This window comes from Candidatus Methanoperedens sp. (genome assembly GCA_012026795.1).
Lineage (GTDB): Archaea > Halobacteriota > Methanosarcinia > Methanosarcinales > Methanoperedenaceae > Methanoperedens.
Map to the genome: position 1 here is coordinate 21,979 of VEPM01000028.1, position 21,674 is coordinate 43,652.

22 protein-coding genes are annotated in these 21,674 nt (G+C 34.8%); 10 read left to right on the forward strand and 12 right to left on the reverse strand.

Going from position 1 to position 21,674, the window contains the following annotated elements:
• The first annotated feature begins 817 nt into the window (after positions 1–817).
• Genes FIB07_13470 through FIB07_13480 form a run of 3 tightly spaced genes read left to right on the forward strand, consistent with a single transcriptional unit; the run spans position 818 to position 2,073 of the window.
• Positions 818–1,204: a hypothetical protein gene (locus FIB07_13470; GenBank protein ID NJD53864.1), complete on the forward strand. Its 387-nt coding sequence runs from the start codon at positions 818–820 to the stop codon at positions 1,202–1,204.
• Between the two features lies 1 nt (position 1,205).
• On the forward strand, positions 1,206–1,613 hold the full coding sequence (locus tag FIB07_13475; protein ID NJD53865.1) for a hypothetical protein: 408 nt from the start codon (positions 1,206–1,208) through the stop codon (positions 1,611–1,613).
• Between the two features lie 4 nt (positions 1,614–1,617).
• Entirely contained in the window at positions 1,618–2,073 is a 456-nt protein-coding gene (locus tag FIB07_13480) for a hypothetical protein (protein ID NJD53866.1), read from the forward strand.
• A 673-nt stretch (positions 2,074–2,746) separates the two neighbouring features.
• Here FIB07_13480 and FIB07_13485 read toward each other — a convergent pair.
• On the reverse strand, positions 2,747–3,004 hold the full coding sequence (locus FIB07_13485) for a hypothetical protein (GenBank protein NJD53867.1): 258 nt from the start codon (positions 3,002–3,004) through the stop codon (positions 2,747–2,749).
• Positions 3,005–3,020: 16 nt separating this feature from the next.
• On the reverse strand, positions 3,021–3,326 hold the full coding sequence (locus tag FIB07_13490) for a hypothetical protein (GenBank protein NJD53868.1): 306 nt from the start codon (positions 3,324–3,326) through the stop codon (positions 3,021–3,023).
• 372 nt (positions 3,327–3,698) lie between these two features.
• Here FIB07_13490 and FIB07_13495 point away from each other — a divergent pair, with 372 nt between their 5' ends.
• Both FIB07_13495 and FIB07_13500 read left to right on the forward strand, forming a co-directional pair.
• The gene (locus FIB07_13495) at positions 3,699–4,010 is read left to right on the forward strand and encodes a hypothetical protein (GenBank protein NJD53869.1); all 312 of its coding nucleotides are present in this window, start codon (positions 3,699–3,701) and stop codon (positions 4,008–4,010) included.
• A 334-nt stretch (positions 4,011–4,344) separates the two neighbouring features.
• Positions 4,345–4,977 carry a hypothetical protein gene (locus tag FIB07_13500; GenBank protein ID NJD53870.1) on the forward strand — a complete coding sequence of 211 codons (633 nt, stop codon included), beginning with the start codon at positions 4,345–4,347 and terminating at the stop codon, positions 4,975–4,977.
• Positions 4,978–5,006: 29 nt separating this feature from the next.
• Here FIB07_13500 and FIB07_13505 read toward each other — a convergent pair whose 3' ends face one another.
• Complete coding sequence (locus FIB07_13505; GenBank protein NJD53871.1) at positions 5,007–5,219, reverse strand: hypothetical protein; 213 nt, start codon at positions 5,217–5,219, stop codon at positions 5,007–5,009.
• A 1-nt stretch (position 5,220) separates the two neighbouring features.
• Complete coding sequence (locus FIB07_13510; protein ID NJD53872.1) at positions 5,221–5,448, reverse strand: hypothetical protein; 228 nt, start codon at positions 5,446–5,448, stop codon at positions 5,221–5,223.
• Positions 5,449–5,590: 142 nt separating this feature from the next.
• Here FIB07_13510 and FIB07_13515 point away from each other — a divergent pair, with 142 nt between their 5' ends.
• The 3 genes from FIB07_13515 to FIB07_13525 all read left to right on the forward strand — a co-directional run bounded on the left by FIB07_13515 (position 5,591) and on the right by FIB07_13525 (position 8,974).
• On the forward strand, positions 5,591–6,835 hold the full coding sequence (locus FIB07_13515; protein NJD53873.1) for a transposase: 1,245 nt from the start codon (positions 5,591–5,593) through the stop codon (positions 6,833–6,835).
• 96 nt (positions 6,836–6,931) lie between these two features.
• On the forward strand, positions 6,932–7,444 hold the full coding sequence (locus FIB07_13520) for a hypothetical protein (protein ID NJD53874.1): 513 nt from the start codon (positions 6,932–6,934) through the stop codon (positions 7,442–7,444).
• A gap of 336 nt (positions 7,445–7,780) precedes the next feature.
• Positions 7,781–8,974 carry a hypothetical protein gene (locus FIB07_13525; GenBank protein ID NJD53875.1) on the forward strand — a complete coding sequence of 398 codons (1,194 nt, stop codon included), beginning with the start codon at positions 7,781–7,783 and terminating at the stop codon, positions 8,972–8,974.
• Between the two features lie 83 nt (positions 8,975–9,057).
• Here FIB07_13525 and FIB07_13530 read toward each other — a convergent pair whose 3' ends face one another.
• Positions 9,058–9,789, reverse strand: coding sequence for a glucose-6-phosphate isomerase (locus tag FIB07_13530; GenBank protein NJD53876.1), 732 nt, complete (start codon positions 9,787–9,789; stop codon positions 9,058–9,060).
• Between the two features lie 126 nt (positions 9,790–9,915).
• Between FIB07_13530 and FIB07_13535 the strand changes: the two genes are divergently transcribed.
• Complete coding sequence (locus FIB07_13535; GenBank protein ID NJD53877.1) at positions 9,916–11,295, forward strand: hypothetical protein; 1,380 nt, start codon at positions 9,916–9,918, stop codon at positions 11,293–11,295.
• Here the strand turns inward: FIB07_13535 and FIB07_13540 are convergent.
• Entirely contained in the window at positions 11,276–12,217 is a 942-nt protein-coding gene (locus FIB07_13540) for a hypothetical protein (protein NJD53878.1), read from the reverse strand. The two genes, FIB07_13535 and FIB07_13540, sit on opposite strands and share 20 nt — an antisense overlap.
• A 16-nt stretch (positions 12,218–12,233) precedes the next feature.
• Positions 12,234–13,112 carry a GNAT family N-acetyltransferase gene (locus FIB07_13545; protein NJD53879.1) on the reverse strand — a complete coding sequence of 293 codons (879 nt, stop codon included), beginning with the start codon at positions 13,110–13,112 and terminating at the stop codon, positions 12,234–12,236.
• A gap of 168 nt (positions 13,113–13,280) precedes the next feature.
• On the opposite strand from FIB07_13545, the gene FIB07_13550 reads away from it, so the two are divergent.
• Complete coding sequence (locus FIB07_13550) at positions 13,281–14,504, forward strand: lipopolysaccharide biosynthesis protein (GenBank protein ID NJD53880.1); 1,224 nt, start codon at positions 13,281–13,283, stop codon at positions 14,502–14,504.
• Here FIB07_13550 and FIB07_13555 read toward each other — a convergent pair.
• Genes FIB07_13555 through FIB07_13575 form a run of 5 tightly spaced genes read right to left on the reverse strand, consistent with a single transcriptional unit; the run spans position 14,501 to position 21,660 of the window.
• Positions 14,501–16,027 carry a hypothetical protein gene (locus FIB07_13555; GenBank protein NJD53881.1) on the reverse strand — a complete coding sequence of 509 codons (1,527 nt, stop codon included), beginning with the start codon at positions 16,025–16,027 and terminating at the stop codon, positions 14,501–14,503. The genes FIB07_13550 and FIB07_13555 overlap by 4 nt on opposite strands.
• Positions 16,024–17,211 (reverse strand): glycosyltransferase family 4 protein, encoded by a 1,188-nt coding sequence (locus tag FIB07_13560; GenBank protein ID NJD53882.1) that lies wholly within the window; start codon positions 17,209–17,211, stop codon positions 16,024–16,026. The genes FIB07_13555 and FIB07_13560 overlap by 4 nt, the downstream gene beginning before the upstream one ends.
• The gene (locus FIB07_13565; protein NJD53883.1) at positions 17,208–18,542 is read right to left on the reverse strand and encodes a phenylacetate--CoA ligase family protein; all 1,335 of its coding nucleotides are present in this window, start codon (positions 18,540–18,542) and stop codon (positions 17,208–17,210) included. Before FIB07_13565 ends, FIB07_13560 begins: the two co-directional genes overlap by 4 nt.
• Positions 18,535–19,623, reverse strand: a complete 1,089-nt coding sequence (locus tag FIB07_13570; protein NJD53884.1) for a DUF354 domain-containing protein — start codon at positions 19,621–19,623, stop codon at positions 18,535–18,537. The genes FIB07_13565 and FIB07_13570 overlap by 8 nt, the downstream gene beginning before the upstream one ends.
• Positions 19,624–21,660, reverse strand: a complete 2,037-nt coding sequence (locus tag FIB07_13575; GenBank protein ID NJD53885.1) for a hypothetical protein — start codon at positions 21,658–21,660, stop codon at positions 19,624–19,626.
• Positions 21,661–21,674: the final 14 nt, after the last annotated feature.

Here is a 21,674-nt window from a genome sequence, read left to right on the forward strand (position 1 = left end):
GGGTCTGGGGTTGACCCCAGCGCAATAAGCTCGGGGCACTCTGGACTCGTAGCATGATGATGGCTCGGAACGGACGGTGATGAGCATGTGCTGCGGTTTGTCCGCCAAAGCGTCCTCATGGAAGTTTTGCGGCAGCCTTGGCTAAAGGCGATGGTTCCTTTTTGCGTGAACGAAAGGTGTAGTTGTTTTGTGCATCCTCTTTAGCGAAAATGGATAGCGTGAGAAATCACATAAACTGCGACTGTCCGAGCATCCGGCACAGGACTGTCGCTCAGCCTCCCGCAGTAAGTACGCCTTCCGCCCACAGGCGGATTCGGGTAGTGCCCGAACCTAGTGGGAGGCGCGCTTAGCGCGGCGCTCATTACCATCATATTAAATGATTACATTCAAAATGCCGTTAAGTTATTATGGATTTCTAAGAAAATCTTCCTAAGCGCGTCCACGCTTGCGTGGCGCGCCTTGGCTAATATGGAATAAAGCCGAAAGTGAAACGGAAGGAATTAGATTAGCGTATTATTATAAAGTCTAAATAGATAAAAAGTATTGATTTTATCAAAATGCCTTGTATTTATTGGTCGTGTTTTTATTACTAATAGAACAACTCAACAACATCGCAACCTCCCACTTGGTCGTCAGTGATAAGAACATTGTTCAAACTCATCTTACTTTAAATGCTTTTGAAAAATTATATATTAAATGCAGATATTTTAGGAGTTTAAAAAGCGTTAAAAAAGAAGTTGTTTCATAACAATTCATAAAAATTTATCTGGTCTTAGGAATCTTTTTATTGGCTTAAATCAAGTAAGATAACTATAATATGAAAGCTTTAATCCCTTTAGTTGAAAAGGCATGCTCAGAAAATAGTTTAAATTCACAACTGTTAGTAGATTTCTTAAAATCATTTTTTGGGAATTCTTCTATAGAAAGAGGTATAGTTTCATGGCAATTTCAAATAAAATTGAGTGTACTGGTATTACAAAAAAACATTTTTTTCGTTTTTGATTATACTAAAATTGATAACAAAGTGAAAGTTACATCTACTAATTTAAAAACTATTGATAAAATTGAGGAATCTTTTAATGGTTTAAATTATTCATGCAATTATTATTCTAAAGGGAATATCATATTTAGTACTAATACCGATGCAGTTGAATTAAGAGAAATATTAAGAAATTTAACTAACTCAATATTAACGAGGGTGTAATATGGAACAAGCAAAAGAGTCTTTACCACCTCAAGAACCTAAAGAGGAAAAGGACACATATGATGGGTATGACACTTCAACAAAACCGTCAAAAACTTTCATAACAGCTGGTGCTAATGAAAGGAGATGTTGGTTAGTTTATGACCTCGGTCTTAGAGGAAATTATGAAGGTCTTTATGTATGGCTAGATAAAATGCAAGCAGAGGAATGTGGTGATAACGTTGCAACCTTTAGTACTGAAAAAACACGAACAGAAATAAAACAAGAATTATCAGAATTTTTAAATGAGAATGTAAGAGCATATTTTATTGATTCAAGAGATTCAAAAGGAGGATTCATCAAGGGGGGAAGAAAAAAGGCACCATGGGAAGGTTACGGTAAAGAGCAAGTAGAAATCGAAGAAGAATAATTTTATGAACATTTGTGTTGATACAGGATTTCTGATCGGTCTTTATAGTGAAAAGAATCCACGTGTACACTCAAAAGCAGAAAGTTTATTTGTTCAACATTTTAATGATAATATTCAAAATAAATTACTGGTTCCTTGGCCAATCCTCTATGAAGCAGTCGCTACACAAATGACAAAGAGTCAAAAAAGGATGGAGGCTTTAAATAGAGATTGGAAATTTCTCTACAGACAAGGTAGACTTGAACTTTTAGACGATAAACCTTTTAGGGAAAAAGCAATTGACGAGTCTTTTGATGAAATGTTGAATGACCCATTATATTATAGAGGTTTAAGTCTGACAGATCGGGTAATTAGAAATATGTTGTCCGATCAAAATCTAAAAATTGATTATTTCATAACATTCAACAAGGGTGATTTCATAGACATTTGTTTACGATGTCATCGAAAATTGTTGGAATGACAAGTGTAACCACAAAATACCATAGCCTCATATTAAATTAATTCGGCTTGTTTTTAGACAATAAAGTAAGAAGTGTTGCACTTTGACCTGAATACCAACATAAATTGAAGCAAATTTATATTGTATATTAGGCTGACATGTGGTAATGTCTGAGACTTTTATCATGGGGTGTGTAAATATCCCGCCTATTTAAAAATTTTGTGGAAAATGTAAGCGGCTTTGTGTAAATAGTCGCTTCTGTGTATAAAGTCAAGTTTCTGTGTATAAAGTAGGCTCAGGTGAAACTTGGGTATTAAAAAATAGAGATATTGAATTTGTGGTTAGTTAATCTAATGGAATAAATATTAATAATATCAAAAATGATATAAGTGGGTGATATTATTAATACAGAGTATCAAAAGCCTATTGACCATCCAGACCCTCATGCAAAAATATTAAAGACGAAGCGTTATGCAAACAAAGTGAATAATAATGCAAATAGGCTATTGGCTAAAGAAACGAACGGGAAACTACAAGAAAGTGATTTGGAAGCTTTTAGATTGCTCATTGGAAGGGAACCTAAAACAGGTTCAGTGAGATGCTATAAGAAATAGTTCTCTGTTAAGTTTATGTGGTAAGTGTTATTAATTATCATGAGATACTATTAGATTAGGTAGCACTAAACAAGGTTATTTCAATTCGGAGTGTGGCTTTGTTCTCTTTCTGATAACACATTTTCTATCTCTTCTAATTGGTCTTCATAATAATCATAAATTACATATAAAATTGCTCCGATAATCATTGCTATGTAAAAAACAAACCATTTTGGAGCTAATTTGTAATCTAATCCTATTTCAAGTATTGTTAATGGTGCTACCAACATAGCACCTAAAAAAATATTACTCTTACCTCTTAATCTCTCATACTTGAGTTCTATTGCCAAATTAGGCATTAAAAATCCCTACAAATTATCGCTTGAACAGAATATAGACTCCGACTACAAACATTATTAAACCGATTAATGGGTCTAATTTACCTAAAGGTGTTATTTTTCCTAAGATAGGATAGGTCTGGGGATTTGTAAGTGCAAAAAAACCATAAAATATTAAGAATAATAAAAAAGCAGCCAGCACTACATCCATTGGAGTTGTTCTATTTCTATTTCTTGGCGGCACATCATCACCAACACCGATTATGGTGTCATGAGATATATCCATTTCTCTCTTTTTATATATCACCTCCTCCTGACAGTTAGGATTTTGTGTATCGTTCAAGTCAAATCAACTCTTTTTTGGCGCTACTTTCTTAATGAGTATTGAAGTAATACGACTATAAAAGACTGTTGTTTTCATTAATGAGCGATAGGATTCTGGTTTGCTCAAGCTTTGCACTTAAAGTCCTGATTTTTTGCAGATTTTAGGTGCGGATTAATTATTACATCACTATCCTTAAATATAACACCAGCTTAATAAATGCGAAAAATGTTAAATGAATTATCACTCTTTACAATAGCTGTTGGAATAGGCACGATAATCAGTGCAATAGTAGGTGTAGTAAAAGTAGTATTGAAACGACATAAAATATTCAACGAGATAAGATTGTTGCACAAATTTTTGATTGATAAAAATTAAAGTATTAGAAGCAAGATGAGTCATTTAAAGGAACAGATATTACTATCATCTGCCGAAATAATGAAGATGGTATTATTATTTTCTTCGTTACTTTTAGGAATGAAATATATGTTGCTTTATGATAGATGCAACAATGCTTGGAAAATGCTACCTAAGCTCCAATGTGAACCTGAAATTAGTACGAACTTAGTGACTGCTGGTATTATATTTTTTGTTTATTTCTGGTGTTTATTATATGTTTTCGGGCACGAGAAAAAAGAGCCGAAAAAATTGGATGATGATTTCGTCCCTTACCCAATAAAAGTAGAAAGCGAAAAAAGAATGTGAAAAAGGAAATTCAATTAAGACTCTTGATTGGAGAGCTACCACTACAATTTCATATTCAAAGTTGCATCCCCTTCTCTACAACAATTCTTTTCTTTCCATCAGCTTCGACTACAGAAACAGTTACAATTGTTTTATCATTCCATTCAAGCTCTTTAGCTTCAGGTGTCACAAAAACGACATAGTTATCATGCCAGCGTACCACCTTCTTGGCTTTTTTGGATATAATATTCTCCATACTACTATCTAAATAAAAATAGCACGGTAAAAACGGTAAACGTGCTAAACACGTTATTTTTAAATAGTTGTAATAATATATTTAGTATAGGTGGCAAAAATGGATAAACAAAAACACAAGTTAAATGTCTATTTGGTATACTTAGTAGGTCTGCTATTTCTCAGTCCAATAATTGCGAGCGCAGATGTGATAATAAAGGGAGAGGATATAATAATATCACAGGGAATAATAGGCACAAAGCCGAAGATTGTAGACGTTATTTTTGTTCCAAATGTAGATGAACAATATTTTTTTGATAGCGATGGCAAACAAAAAGAATTTAATGTTGGCACTGTAAGGGTAACCTTTCAAAATATTGGCGATGGGCTTTGTTTTTCTGGTGTAGTATGTCCTGTTACTGTTGAGATAAAGGGAAGTAAATTTGGTTATTCTATCGGAAGCATCAATGAAAGCAGTGGATTTTATATAAATCCTTACGGTATTGGCATTGCAGTTTTTGATGCTAAATTAGACGCCAATGAGACACAAATTGGAGAAATCATTACTGATAGTCCTACTATTATTGCAACAAGTGATAACAAGCCAAATGGAGTACGCTATGAAGATACTAAAGTGCTAAATAACGTTAGATTTAAAGTTCCTGGAAAACCTGCTGGAAAGGCTCCTGGATTCCAAATTGTATATGCTCTTGGAATAACGTTGCTCGCTTTTTACTTACGTAGCCATAAGTAGGCAGATTTTTATCTCCTACATCCCTTTTCTTATCTATAAGCCCGCCAGTAATCCCTGTTGCCTCTTTGCTGTTTATCTATCCAGCCACGTTTATGAAATTCCTTAAGGTACTTATCAGCAGTATTCCATGATACGTTGGCAATTTCGGCTACCTGTGTTGTGTTAAGATAATAATTGTGCTCCACTAACGCTTTTAAAATTCGTGATTCCTGCGGTTTCAACTGTGGTTTTGGATTTGGCATTTTAATCAGCCTTGGCTTTTCTTAACTTCAATCCTTCGTCATCGATTTCTATATCGATTTTGTCCCCGGCTTTCCATTTCGCTTCTTCAATAATCCCTGTAGGGATTTTTATCGAAAATTGCCTGGCAGTAGCATCGTACAACAATGTAACATTTTTTTTGATTGATACTGGCTCTTTTAGTCTGATTTCCGCCAAAATCTCAGGTGGGATTCTTGGTTTCTCATTCATTATGTGAAGATAGACTATTATAGTATATAAATATATGTTTTTAGTCTTTTATGGATTAAAAGTCTTTTTTCACGTAAAGACTTATATACTTTTAAAGCAATTATGTAATAATAGACTTATAAAACATAAATAGGTGAGAACTATGGAAGCTATGGATATGAGAAAAATAAAAGGTCAGCAAATAGCTGCTTCATGCAGAATAGTTAAAACCGATAAAGGCTGGCAAGTCCCATCACAATCAGGACATGGGACTTATTTAGTATATACCGAATCTTTACTGTCCAAGCCAAAATGCACATGCCCTGACCACGAATCAAGAGGAGTAATCTGCAAGCATATCTATGCTGTCGAATTAACTTTGAAGAAAGAAATCGATGTAGATGGCAATACTACAATAACACAGACCAAAAAAATCACATACTCTCAGGATTGGAAGGCATACGACCAAGCCAAGACCAAAGAAAGGCTTCTGTTTCTTGAATTACTCAATGACCTGTGCAAAGGTCTATCAAATCCAGAATATAAGTTTGGAAGACCTACTTTACCAGTATCAGACATGGCATTTGCATCAGCCCTTAAAGTATACTCTACATTCTCCTTGAGGAGGTTTACAGGCGACATGGAGATTGCTAAAGAAAGAGGGTATATAGACCAAGTACCATGCTTTTCAGCAGTAGGACATTTCATACAAAGAGAGGATTTAACACCTGTATTGCTGGAATTGATACTGAAATCTGCATTACCACTTAAAGAAGTCGAACATGATTTCGCAGTGGATAGTTCTGGCTTTTCTACATGCAGATTCGATAGGTGGTTTTCCTTCAAATGGGGACGTGAAATATCATCCAGAATATGGATAAAAGCCCATCTTATAAATGGAGTAAAGACGCATATTGTTACTGGCATAAAGATAACAGAAGCTTATGCCAATGACAGTCCACAGTTCCCAGAACTCGTAAGCGCAACAGCCGAGAATTTCCAGATTAACGAGGTCTCAGCAGATAAGGAATATTCAAGCAGGAAGAACTTTGAAGTCGTCTCCTCCTTAGGTGGAACTGCTTTCATTCCATTCAAGAGCAACGCTACAGACAAGCAAAGAGGCTCGCCAATCTGGAGCAAAATGTATCATTACTTCATGTATAACAAGGAGATGTTTTTAGAGCATTACCACAAGAGAAGCAACGTGGAAACAGTATTCCACATGATAAAAGCCAAATTTGGCGATTCAATAAGGAGCAAGACAAAAACAGCACAGGTAAACGAGGTATTGCTCAAAATCCTCTGCCATAACATCTGCGTGGTAATTCAAGAGATGTTCGAGTTGGGCATTCAGCCCAATTTTTGTAACCAAAATCTTGCTTGCTTACCAAGCAACGAGAAGGCTTAAAATTCTTATTTCTCTTTTTTAACATATAACAAAGTATAAACGAACATATTGCAGAAGACACTATTATAATGTTAAAAATAGTGATAGGTTGTAGTCATGAATGTTACATTGATAAGCGTAATAGTTGCATTGGCAGTGTTAATTTTAAAAATGGAGTTCTCTTCAAAGCGGATTAATGATTTTATGACCTTTTACGATAAATCACTATCTGATTTGGCGAAAGCAGAACAAAAAAGAATAATTGATGAAAAACAACATAACAACGCTGCGAATGAAATTAATAAATATTATAAGGATTTTACAAAAGGTTATGTTGGTTATGTTATATTAAAATTGATTAAACCTGCTGAATGGTTAAAAAATTTTTTACCTATGCTCTTAATATTTGAAGTATTACATATTACTTTACAGGAATTTGGGTGGTCTGGTTTTTACGATGGAAGATATCCTGGGCTGAATAAACTATATGTGGTAATTATAATTTTGTTTATAATTTTTATTATGTTTGTACATTTAGCTTTTGAACTATTTATGTCTGATAAAAAAATTCGTGACTTAGAATCTAAAATTGCGTCAGTTATAGCGAGGTATATTTACGATATGCTCTGACCTTTATATCCTGATTCCCAGACTCACAACTTTCGGTATCAGCTTTTTTACCATTCCTGTGTAAAAAGTGGTATGTCTGTGTATAAAGTTACTGGGTTTGGCTACTTCTTACACAAAGCCAATGTAAGCGCAAACTATTTATGTAATTAAGAATTAACCAGATAATAAATAGACCGGTTGTGCTAAAGATAGTAAAGTTTAGTCACAAAAATATAAGCCCGTTTATTAACGGGAGAGGAAAATTATTTAAAACCATACTTAAAAGTCCGAGATGCAGGGGGATTTTCCTGAAAAGGTGTTATGGTAAATGCATCAATAATAAAATGGAGGTAAAATATGGTTAATAACAAAACTAAACTTGTACTGTTATCTATAGCTGCAATAACTTCATTGCTTATGGGCAATGTTTTTCAAGTTTATGCAGCTCCGGATCAACAAAAAGTTCCCACCCTGGTGGTTTTTGTAAATGTAATCAATGATGACGGCGGTGCAATGATGGCATCTGATTTTGTAGTAAGTGTTACAGCAAAAGATCCATCGCCAGCCATATTCAGTGGTACGGAAACAGGAACAACCGTTACTATGAAAAATAGTGAATATAAAGTTACTGAACTTGCAGTCAAAGGTTACGACGTATCATATTCACCGGGATGTTCCGGGCGGATAAATAATAACGAAGCAAAAACCTGTGTAATAACCAATTATGACAAAGCATCGTATTTGAAAGTAATCAAACATGTAATTAATGATAACGGAAGTACGGCTATTGCTTCTGATTTTGGAATAAATGTTTTTGGCAATAATCCCAACCCGGCTTATTTTGTGGGTTCAGAAACAGGTACTGATGTAAAAATCGGCGCAGGGTACTATAGCGTGAATGAAAATTGGAATCCAGAATATATTACATCGTATTCGCCTGATTGTTCTGGTCAAATAAACATGGGTGAAAACAGGACATGTACCATAACCAACGATGATATACCCAGGGCTCAATTAGTCGTCATCAAACAAGTAATTAATAATGATGGCGGTACAGCAAGCTCATCTGACTTCACAATGTATGTAAATGGCAATTCCCCCTCGCCAGGTGTGTTTCAGGGGTCTGAAACCGGCACTAATGTAACAATCTATGAAGGCTACTATTATGTCGGGGAAAATTCAAGATCAGATTATTCTCAAACAAACTCTGCTGATTGTAGTGGTTATATTAAAGGCGGTGAAATTAAGACCTGCACAATAACGAATGATGATATAGCGCCATCTCACCTGATAGTAACCAAAAATGTGATCAATGATAACGGCGGCAAAATGACAGCAGCTGACTTTACAATGTTTGTATACGGAAACAACCCGTCACCAGGTGCATTTCAAGGGTCGGAGACTGGTACAGATGTGAATATCTATTCAGGATGGTATAATGTAGATGAGTCCTACAATCCGGAATATAGCAGATCCTTTTCTGGCGACTGCTCTGGTTACATAAATCCTGGCGAAACAAGGACCTGTACTGTAACCAACGACGACATATAGATTGAAAATAGATTCATATATGAAGACGGAAAGAATTAATTTCTCTCCTCGTCCTCATTTTCTTTTTTTGTTTAAAATTGGAATTATTTACCAAGCACTTCTTCGAAAACCCATGCATGCTCATGAGGTTTTGTAAGGAATTCAAGATTTTTTAAATCCCGAACAAGCCCATACATCTCTTTGCTTTTCTGCAATCCTATTTCTTTAAGATTGGCGGGTTTGCCAGGCTTGATTTCGGGCACATGTCCATATCGCGGATTTTTAACCATTCCTTTATCCAGGATGAAATATGCGCCTCCGCCCTTTTCTTTTATTGGCTGGTATATGGACTCAAAGTCGCGTGCCACCCAGTTAGCCATTTTCAATACTTTATTTGATGTATTGATGGTAAGATGCCCGTAGCCTGGCGGAATAATCACCTTATCGCCTGCGCCTGCTTTTACCAGGATCACATCATTTATTCCTTCATTATCCGGTTTTTGCAGCATATAAGTTGCTTCGCCTCCCAGTACTTCATATATTTCAGGATACGTGATTTGAGTTCCTGGAACAAGCGGATGATAATGACCTGCTGTTTTTACAAATTCACATCCCAGCATCTGCGGCGGGATGATAGTGATATCGTACCTGAGGCCATGTTCTTTCATGGCAGCAGCATCTTTTTTGCTCAGTGAAAGCTCCCGGTACATATAATATAATTCAGAATTTCCTGCACTTGAAAGCCAATTACGATCATAAATGACATCTTTCATGTCGGAAAGCATACGTATACCTGGCTTGACTCCCCTTGATATCATATCCAATGTCAACTCCATTATGTATAATAGTGCAGTTCATTATATATATTCTGCGCCTATTGATGATCACTGTAGAAATTATATTATGATACGCCGAATGACTATACACAATCTTTTTATTTCATTCCCCCTAATCAGCGCTATATGATAAAAAATTCTGTAATTATATTATTATCTATATTATTCATTTTAATACCATTCCCTGCAGCATCCGTATCTGAAATAACATTGAATGAAGTGAAAAGACCGCAAAGCGCTATCCTTTTCATAGTTGATGGCTTTGGCTCTTCATATTATTATCCTGAAACTTCACCTTTAGCATCAGACGGCTCTTTGCTTTCAAAAGCAAAGACCGGGAACCTGTCATTCGGAACAAGGATCGCGGATATAAGGACAAAAATTCCTGTAACTGGTATCGCACACTCGGTAATTGTTACGGGATTTTCCGATTCAAATGAGGAGATCGTGGGCTACCCGGATGCTACAATATTTGATATCACAAGAGAACATGGCCTTGTAAATCTTGCTATAATGGAAAGGGGAGATTTTATGAATATGCGAAGCGAGCAGGATATAATTCTATTTGCCGAAAATAATTCTATTGATGAGCCGCTCATGTCAATACAAACAAAGAATGCACCTGAGGGCGTTTATGATCTGATGTATGAATGGAAGATGAAACTCCCTTCTTATCTTGATGGTAAAAAAGGTGTGGATAAATATTCTGCATATAACAGATGGGGCATTGATGCCGCAAATGCCGCAGCTTTAAATATGATAAAAAAACATCCTTCGCAGAGATTCCTCCTGACTGTGAATATCGGGGCAATTGATAGCGGTGGACATAATATGGGAGATGATGATTACATGAAATTGATCGAGAGCCTTGATTCGGATATTTATCCCCTTTATAAGACAGCGCTTGACAATAATATTGCATTCTTCCTGACAGCAGATCATGGAATGTCTTTTGCAACAATAAACGCACGGCGTGGAGGGCATAGCTCTGATAAATATTCAACAAAGATTGAGAGCCTGAAAATACCTCTTGTAATACTCTCCCCGAATACATTAACGGGAGTTGTCGGCGGTGAATATGGACAGGAAGACATTGCTCCTACTCTCCTTGGTGTTCTTGACCTTCCGGATAATCTCCAGTATGGAGATGGCAATGCCATCAATATAAAAAAATATGCCAGTATCTATGTAAAAGCTGATTCGAAATACCAGGTATCATTATGGAATAATGGCCAAAAACTATCTGAACATTCGGATTCCGAACTTATTTTCACGGGGCTTCCCTTGAATTCAAGTTATACCCTGAAAGCAGCAGGAGATGGCGGTACGTTTGAAGAAATAGTATCCCTTGATTCTGATAAACAATTCAGTTTTAAAAAACCGGAGAGTTTATTCAATAGTTTATTCAATATCAGTAACAGGGCATTGATCGCAATTATCCTGATATTGATTGTTAATATTGCAGGATTGATGGTCATAAGAAGGATCATGCAAAGTCGGCTATGAACTCTTGAGGGGTTATAAATACAGCTTCTAATTTCTTTTTCTTTGCAATTGCTATAATATTATTTAGATTTCGCTCAAAATTATTCAAAGAAAACAGCCTGTCTTTTTCTCCGATATCACAGGGATGGAAATATGTATTTAATAAATATTCCTGATTATAAACGATGTTATTACTAAAATTTCTAAAAAATATCGGATGTTTTGCGATATTTGCAGCCATATTTCTTTTAATTATGAAGATTTGCCAGAAAAAAGGCATTGTATAATTTGTTATTGGGATTTCCATGATGTTATGATTGTTAGAAGGATTATCGTCCCTGGTCCTGTAATCTTTTTTCGAGGGAAAATAAGGGCATGCTGATGTATTCTCCCAATCATAAATATTACAGGTATCCCTGCTGTTTATAAGGCCGGGAATGGCTGACAGGTCACATTTGATGCCAAAGGAATCTACTAAATCCATTGTGTAATTGTTATGGAAGCACCAGCCCATTTTTACACTATTTATTCCAAATAGTTTTGATATTTCATGATAGCCATTTTTAAGGCATGAGGATATCCAATCATTATCATTGATTTCCTGATACCATATATTTTTTAGTTCATCATATCGCCATAGATGAGGATGCCATCCGATTTCATCACCTGATTTTTGTTGCTCGTTCCATAATGACAGGTATTCTCTGGCCGGATAGCACCAGTCATTCCACTGTGTGTTGATTTGCTGATCCGACCTCAGGAACCAGGTAATTTTAGGAGAGAGTCCCCGTTTTTTTTCAAATATTCCTATCTTTTCTTTTAATCTGAGAATAGACTGAATAGTCTTGTCCCATATATTTTCTTTAATTAATGCTTTCGGTTCGTTTGTCTCAATTACAGGATCAGTATCGCATCCGATTATTACATATAATTTTTTTGCCATACTATTATTTTTAGGATTATTTATAGAACTTAAGAGCAAGTTCCATAATTATATTTTTAAGATATACAATCGGAATTCTATATGTGTATAATTCCCTGTATTCTCCACCAAAACTTTTTTTGAACTCGGTTGGCCCATGGTTTTTATTTATGATTGCGCCTCCCATATCATAGTAAGCATATCCCTGATCTTTTCCCCATTTTATAATTTCCCAGTTCAGGAGATTATTTGGGCGATATTTTCCGGAATTTGAATCCATAGCAGATAACCAGTTGAGAATACCTTTATTAAGTAACAGGAATGTTCCGGCTATTACTTTATCCTCAGATTTTGCCAGAAATAAACGGGATATATCAGGATTGTTGAATAAATCATATACCAGGCCATATTTTTGTCCCTCGAACTCTTTGGTTTTTACGGCAACTTCGTATAATTTCCACCACGCGTTAAAATCATTTTCATGCTTAGCTTCCTCGATAATTACACCACTTTCGTTAGCCTGCCTGATCTTTTGCCTGACATTTCTATGAAAATTTTTCCATATATTTTCACAATCAGGATCATTATCCTTAAAATCTATGACAAATGTACCCCCTGATTTTATAATATATTTTTTAATGGTGTCGTCTTTATATGGTGTAATTATTTCCAGGAAGGCCACATTTTTTCTGGCAGATACGATCCTTGATTTTTGGACAATAGATAAAAAATCTTCCAGATCGGGTGAATGAATTTTCATGAACGTATATCCAAAAACCGGAAGCCTGTGGAAATAAGCAATTGTGGTATCAATCTTTGAAAGTTCAAAATTCTTATATTTGCAATATGATCCCATAAATATCTCATTTTGCATTATATCATGGCCATCCCATTTTATTGTTTTTTTTTCATTCACTTTTTTATCACCCGGAATATAAATCCATTAAATTTTCTATCCTTATATACTTTAATCCCCATTCCATGATGACCAATAAAATATACAATCACCTGCCTTATATATAAATAATCAAGATAATCTACATATTGTGCTTTAAGGCACTTGGTCGTACTCCAATCAGGCGTTATGTATAATCATATCAAAAGATACCTGGGCAATTCCCTCTTGAAAAATTCTTTTTTCCTTCTCATGGGCAGTTACTTTAATGTAGCAGCTGGTTTTTTTTTCTGGATTATCGCAGCAAGATTTTACTCTATTGAAGATGTGGGCATGGCAACAGCAGTTATGTCTTCTTTAGGACTTGTAATGCTATTATCAAGATGTGGCTTTGATCACTCTATTATTCGCTATCTTCCTGTTAATGATAAAAAAAAGGTTTTCAACTCATGTTTGATGGTAACTACAGTTTCTACTATTTTCGTGGGATTTATTTATATTTCAGGCATCAACTATTTCTCCACAGGTCTACCCTTTATGCAGGATTTTAAATTCGTAATGATCTTTCTTATATTTGCAGTTCTGAACTCAATAACTTCAATAACTGGAAACGCTTTTGTAGCTATAAGAGGCGGGGATCTTTTTTTCTTTCAAAATGTTTTGCAGGGCATAAGGGTGCCCCTTTTAATTCCACTTGTATTTCTTGGAAGTTTTGGCATATTCGGATCTGTAGGTATATCATACCTGGTTGCCACTTTTTTTTCTTTTTTAGCCATTAAAAAACATATTGGGTTAAATTCCAGGATAGATAAAGCATTTATCAAACAATCTTTGTCATACTCATCAGGCAATTACATATCACAAGTCCTGATGGTCGCCCCGACATTAATACTGCCAATATTGATCTTAAATTTATCCGGAGAGACTGAAGCCGCCAAATATTATATCGCATATGCTATCGGGAATCTTGTCTTGATTATCCCGGATTCGCTGGGGACTTCACTGTTCGTGGAAGGAAGCCACGGCGAAAGCCTTAAGAAAAACATAAAGAAGGCGCTGGTTGCAATTTATTCTTTCCTTATTCCATCTGTAGTATTTCTTTATTTCTTTGGGGATGTTCTTCTTGGTTTTTTTGGAAAGAACTACATGGGAGCTTTTGAGCTTTTGAGATATTTTGCAATATCAAGCTTTTTCGTTGTCGCATATTCATTATTTGTTCCTATCCAGAAAGTAAGGATGGAAATTGAAAGCATTGTGAAACTGAATTTGTTAAGGTTTCTGCTCCTGCTTGGATCGAGTTATATTTTTATTTCAATATTTGGAATCCCAGGCGCAGGATATGCCTGGATGCTAACACATGTAGTTTTAGGGATGTTGATCTACCTGCTGGTAAAAAAGAATGGGTGGATTTAAGATAGATATATTTCTATATATCCAGAATAATATATTTTTTTTATTTTCGGATTAGTATTTATTTTATCTTTAGAAAACTTCCATGTCCTGATGATTTTCCAATTTTGGAGACTCATTCTACTTAGATCATAATTTACAATGAAATATTTACTTTCTGAATTATTTGATTTTTGAAGCAGAAATACCACATCATCTATAGATAAAATTTTCATATGCTCGCGTATTTTCGTATAATTAATATCCTCTACCTGTTTTTCATGATGCATAATGAAGAAATTTTTTGTTAACTCATCAGATACTGCTATTGATGACCTGACGGTTTTTTCTAAATACCAGTATGCAGAATATTCAATATAACCATATTTATTTTCGTCTGTATCTATTAAGTTATTGCTATAATTTTCATAATAATAAACAGGCACCAGGACCATTAATAACAGAACAACAAAAATTGCCCAGGTTTTGAATTTATCTGAGAATCTATATAACCAGATAGTGCAAACTATTCCAGGAAGATAAATCTGGGTAATTGCAAACTGGGCTAAAAAAAACCTTATTGAAGCATATGAGACTGCAAAAAGAATAATTGAACATACGACAGTATCAAAAAAATTAATAGGATTCTTTGCCCTTAATTTTCCAAGCATTATTATTGAAAAAGCTAATATTGAAACTAATAATGCCGAATATTTTATTAAACTGATTATAGAGATTATTCCGGGATAGCTGATATAGAGTTCACTCAAAGGAGTCTGTACGCTTTCAGTAGAAACGTATGATAACATAAATTTATCAACAGCAGTTACATCTCTTAACTGATTATTCAAGATTGTTGGGATAAAAACATCATATACGAACTTTAATAATCCAAAATTAAATACTATCAGTATAATGAATATATTTAGATAATTTCTTTTCATATTATCTTTTCTGACATTTGATATAAACTTCAAAAGAAAAAGCAACAATGACAAGATGACCAAAAATAATAAAGATACTGCAAATATATCGTAGGATATGATGGCCAGTGACATACCAGGGAGTATTAAAAGGATCCGGAATTTCCACTCTTCTTCATTTTTTTTCTCTGCGATTTTAAAAACAATAAAAAGCATCGTGTAAAATATGATCCATCCTAACGCATGAGGCCAGAAAAAAACTTTATCAGTACCATTTGTGCTTGAGATGAGTTCTATTAAAGTAATTAAACTTGACAATAAATAACTCCCGGATATTTTATATATAAAAACATAAAAAACAATCAGATACGGGATAAACTGAATCGGTAAAAAAACAAATTCTTTTGCAGGAATTTCAGTAAGAATGTTTATTATGGCTCCTGTCATATAAAAACCTGGTGCGATTTGTTCGGCTTCCTTGGAAAACAGATATCCGTGTTGGACGGTCTCAGACATTACCAGCATATGTTTTGGTGCAAAACCATCTAATGTACCGTTAAAAATCATCAATGGCACAATAAAAGCCATAGACAGGATTATTAAACTTATTTTTTTGTATCTCATTTTCCATTAAAATCTCTTTTAGCAATCTCATAAACTTTAAGGATGTCACTGGCAATATTCTGCCATCTGAATTTTTCCGAATAACCCCTTATTTTTTCTGTATCCCATACTTTATCCAGGGCAGTTAATATGTTTTCAGCTAAATATCCTGAATTCGCAGGCTCACACAATAAACCATATTCTCCAGATGTAATTATTTCGGGAATTCCCCCAACCTTTGTTCCGATAAAAGGCTTTCCGCAGGCCAGGCATTCCGGCAATACCGTAGGATTACCTTCTTTCAAACTCGGTAAAATAAATATATCACAGGCGTTCATCCAGATCGGGATTTCTTCATGTGTTTTCCTGCCGACCAGTTTGATTTCACTCTCCAATCCCATTGTACGAATTTGTTTTTCCAGGTTCTTTCTTAATTTTCCGGTTCCTATTATAATACACAGGATATCTCTTCTCCGTTTTTTAACTTCATTAATGGCTTCAATAAGATACTTATGTCCTTTTATTTCATCATACATATTCCCGACATTCAATAAAATTTTTTTATTGTTAACCTGTAAATTTAATTTTTCCTTACACTGGAGCCCGTCAAGCGCAGTAAACTTATTATGATCAAATCCATTAGGTATAAAATGCACTTTATTTAATGAAACACCGACATTGTCAAAAAATTGAATATCACCTTTTCGTACCCGGATAATAGCATCACATGATTTCCAAGATTTAATGAATACCGGATCTTTATTTTCAATCGCATTTTTAAAAGTAACCGAGGTATGTTCCGTAATTATTACAGGCACATTAAATTTTTTCTTTAATTCAATTGCGACTGCCCCGGATGGCCAGGTATAATGAGCATGGATCAGATCGAATTCCAGTCCTTCTTTCTGGATTTTGTCTATTATCGCTCTTTTCTCCAGGTATGTCCAGTTCTTTCGTCCGTAAGAATAGAACACAGGAAAATTCAAATATTTTAAAAAATAAACCTGAATATTTTCAAATATATAATCTTCTTGCTTTATTTTCCTGGTATATTCAATTCCATAAGGAGCAGGAGAAATCACATAGATGTTATCAAAAAAAAATCTCAGGTGTTTTACCTGTTCTTTAATGAAAATGCCACCGATATACAGGTTCTCCCTGTCCGGGAAATTATTGCATATTACAAGTAAATTCCTGTCTGTCATTTTCGCATCTCATTTATTACATATTTATATTTACCAGCCCCTGTCCTATCGATTTTATCGACAAATTTAAATTCCACATTCCATCTTTCACTTTTCAATCTTACTTCATGTAATATTTTATTTAACTGCATTTCATCAAAATATTCATCTATAACTATCTTAATAATGATTTTATCCAATTTTTCCTGGATGATTTGATATTCTTTTATTCCCTGGCAAAATTTCCAGAATATATATATAAAGAACCATCCATTGACATTCTTCCCTTCCGGTGTCAGCAGGAAATCCACGCTCCTTCCAGCTACCTCTTTTAATAGCTTATATCCCCGGCCGCAGCTGCAAATATCATCAGCAAGGTTTCCTAAATCGTTTGTATCATATCTTATAAAAGGCATCGAATAATTATAAAGACTGGTTGCCAGTATTTTCCCTTCGCCGGTCTCTAACTGATTTCCTTCCGGATCTGCAATTTCCATAATTCCCCTCTCAGTATCAATATGCAATCCGGCATGATCCGGGCATTCATAAGCACTGATGCCGCCATCATTCAATCCATAAGTATCCAGTACCTCACAATGAAAAATTTTCCCTATCTGTTCCTTCATGTGAGGATACAGCTTCTCGGAGGTTGTGAATACCAACAAGGGTTGATCTATTTCCAAGTTATTTTTTTCAATCCGGTTAGCAAAGAAGTATAGTGAAGATACATATCCCCTCAAAAATTTTGGCTTGAATGAATTTATGATCTTAACATATTTCCGCATTTGTGCTTCTCCCATATCAAAGGAAGAGAGTTTCCTGATATTCCTGGCAATTTCATGAACTCTTTTGTCCAGGTAAGATTTTGTCCCGATATCTAACGAAGAGCCTGCCAGGAATACCATCTTATCCCCGAGCTCATAACCTCCATATCCCCATCCCCTGTATAACAGGGCACCACTGAGAAACCTGTCAGGCTTGCTTAACCTGTATTTAAAGGGCGTACCTGTTGAACCTCCTGTAACCCCCTCATAATAATTTATCCTGTTCAAATTAACAGGCTGGAAATCCTCCCAGTTTGATTTTATATTTTCCTTTGTAAGTACAGGAAGTTTCTGCAAATCTTCTATTTTTTTTATATCTGCCGGGTCCAATCTCAAATCTTTAAAGAGGTTATGATAATAAGGAACATTTTTATAAGCAAAATTGATCATATGCCTTAATTGCTTCTCTTGTTCTTCTTTTAACTCATCATAAGATTTCCATTGATTCCGGATCAATTTTTTATAGATCGAATAAAAATTCCTGTCTGCAACTTGATGTGCTAATATGAATAATTCTTTATTAAACATCTTTTTTATTCCTTTTCATATTTTTCATATTTTTAATTGCATGAAAACTTTCAGGATAATTCTCTATAAACCGGATCATGAACTCATTTGGATCAATCTTATCTGTCATTAAAATCTCCTGTTTCTTTTTCCATTCATTTTTTATATCGGATTTTCTGATAAGCTCGATTGCTTTTTCGATTGCTTTATCCTGGTCTCTGTAACTTAACATCAAACCATATCTTTGTTCAAGTTCAATGAAATTGCCCATTGTCCCGGCAAGCGATGAAACATATATTGAAGGTGTACCCAGAATTGCGCTTTCAGTCGCCATGGTTCCTCCCTCGCCTAAATATAATGTGGCAAAAAATAATAAATCATGTATCTTCTCCGGAGAAATTGTTATGCGATATTTCTCAAATTCGCAGGGCAACGGACTTTCAGAGGAAATAATCACACGCCCGTATTTACTGAATTCTTCCACAGCTTTTCGTTTTGCATCCACTGAAAGCCCGCTTTGTCCAATATCATGATGTGCATCCCATGCAACAAAACGTAAAATAAAGAATTTATCTCCTGGTGAGAGATTTAATTCAGACAATACCATGGGATCAGGGGTGAAATAATCAGGATGAAGATAAAACATTTCTTTATAAGCATCAAATCTTAATTGTTTTTTTCCAAGATCATTTTTAAAACAATCCGGGGTAATGATAACATCTGTACAAAGCTTTGCTATAAATAGACAAAATGTGGAATGTTCAGTATCTTCAAAAATAATATGCTCTTTTCTAAATAAAAAACTATTTATTGCCATCATCGGAGATGCCCTGCCAATATATATATCCGGTTTGAATCTTTTGCTGATTTGAAAGATCCTGATTAATGTCTTTATAAAAATTATCCCTTTATCAATTATGGTTTTTCCCGAGGTATTTGAAATAATTTCATAATTAATATTGAAAATATCCAGCAATTCCAGATCCCTGTCTTTATTTATCGCAACAACCTTTACAATATGACCTTTCTTTTCAAGTTCCCGGATAATATATTTGAATTGATGTGCCCATGAAGGATGTTCAATAGATAATAAAAATTTCATTTACTTCCTCCCCTGAAATCGGGTCTCATATATCCTGGGAACTGAGTTGATAATTTCTAAAGTTTCATCGAAATTAATGCCAATAGTATCGCAGTACCATTTTATCGATTCATATCTTGGTTTATTTTCATCTTCAACCAGTTCTAAAGCTTTCTCTCTCGTTATCATGCCTTCCCTTATCTGGTTACTGCGAAATGTATCATTCTCGGTAAAGCCTGTAATTGCTCCATAGATATAATTATAAAAAGCAGCAGTGCCATCTCCTATTCTCCATGTTGTGCGTGTATCGGGAGCCAGTTCCCATTCGTATTCTTTTATTAATGTCGATTCAATCTCCTTTTCATTCCATTCGATATATCGGTATAAATTCAGATATTCATGGGGCATCATATAATATGAAAAATAGGCGCTCATTGTGTCAAATATCGAAGAATTAATATATGAAGGATTTCTTATATATTGGTTTAAATAATATGCAGCTAACTTTATTTTATTCGCACCCGCAAGAGAATATGTGTGCTCACCTCCAAAACCGGGTTTGATCCCGCAATATCCCGATTTGAAAAAGGTGTTTTCCAGCATATTTTCGCATAGAATAACTAATTTGATACCGGTTTCTTCCATTAGCTTGTTGGCATAATAGAAATATTGTTTATCTCCTGCCATGAATAAAGGAATCATTCCCAGGTCTGGTTTTTTAAGCCATGCATTTACATTTTTTCGGATGTTTTCTCTTTTTTTATTTATATCGGCAGACACCAGTACATTCTCAACACCCAATTTACCACACATCCTGGCAATATTTCTTCGTGCAAGATCTGTAACCATGCCCCAATCATACGTATAAGTAATAGGATTCATTTTTAAAACATTCTTGACATAGTGTAATCCATAGCTGCTGTCCCTCCCTCCGCTAAAAGCTACGATGCAATCCGGATCTCCACTTTTACTCCGGTATTTTGCAGCCAGTTTTTCCAGGGCATCCTTACCCATTACTTCAGTTTTTTTATGATTTCTGCAATAATTGCATACACCTGCAACATCATATTCTATAAACGGCATTGTTTCAGGGAGAAGACACTTTGCACAGCGTTTTATAGTTCGGGTATCAGGATAAAATCTTTGTGCCCTTTGCGGTGAGCGTTCAATTAATCTTTGATTGCTTATCATGTCATTTAACTCTGAGCGACTGTACAAAACGTTAATATTTTTCAAAGAGTTACATTTTTTAATTGAATAATTAATACATTCCTTATTATTTAGCTCAATTTTTATTAAATCCAGGCTATGGGTATTTATCACATAACCGATTCCCGGCCTGACCTGCGATATTTCATAATTCCCCAAAATTTTCTGCAATTTTTGTTGTTTTATTACTGTATTTAATATATAAAGTTCTGATGCAAAAATATAGATATTACCTTCTGAGTTCTTACATAAATATAGAGAGCCATTATTTGTAGCTAATAACAGATGATTAATATCATTGAATAATAATGCTACTGATGCAGTACCTTTTATGAGCCTGAAACTTTCTTGAACAGCATTTATTAATGAATTCCGGTGATTATAGAAATAACGAATTAAACTCAATAAGATTTCAGTGTCCACGTCGTATTTTTTGCCTAAATATGGAAATTTATTCCAGAGTTCATCATTATTCACAATTATGCCATTATGAATTCCCACTATCCCATCTTTTATGACCGGCTGATTATTTTCAATAACCTGCCTGGCGCCATTTGTCACTAATCTGGAATGCCCGATTATAGTAACAGGTTGAGAATATTTATGTTTTTTATTAGATATATTTAATGCAGAATCCAGAATTTCATTGAATTCTTTACTATCTATCAAAACAGATGCCGGAACAGGGCATTTGTAAACCTTTATTTCATCATCAGAATTTATTGCAATTCCTGCTGCTTCTTTACCTCTTGATTCGGATAGCTTGAATAGGTTAGTTACTATTGATTTTAATTGCTTGCTGTTAATACCTGAATCATTTTTTACCGCTATCCCGAAAATGCCGCACATATATGTACCTATAG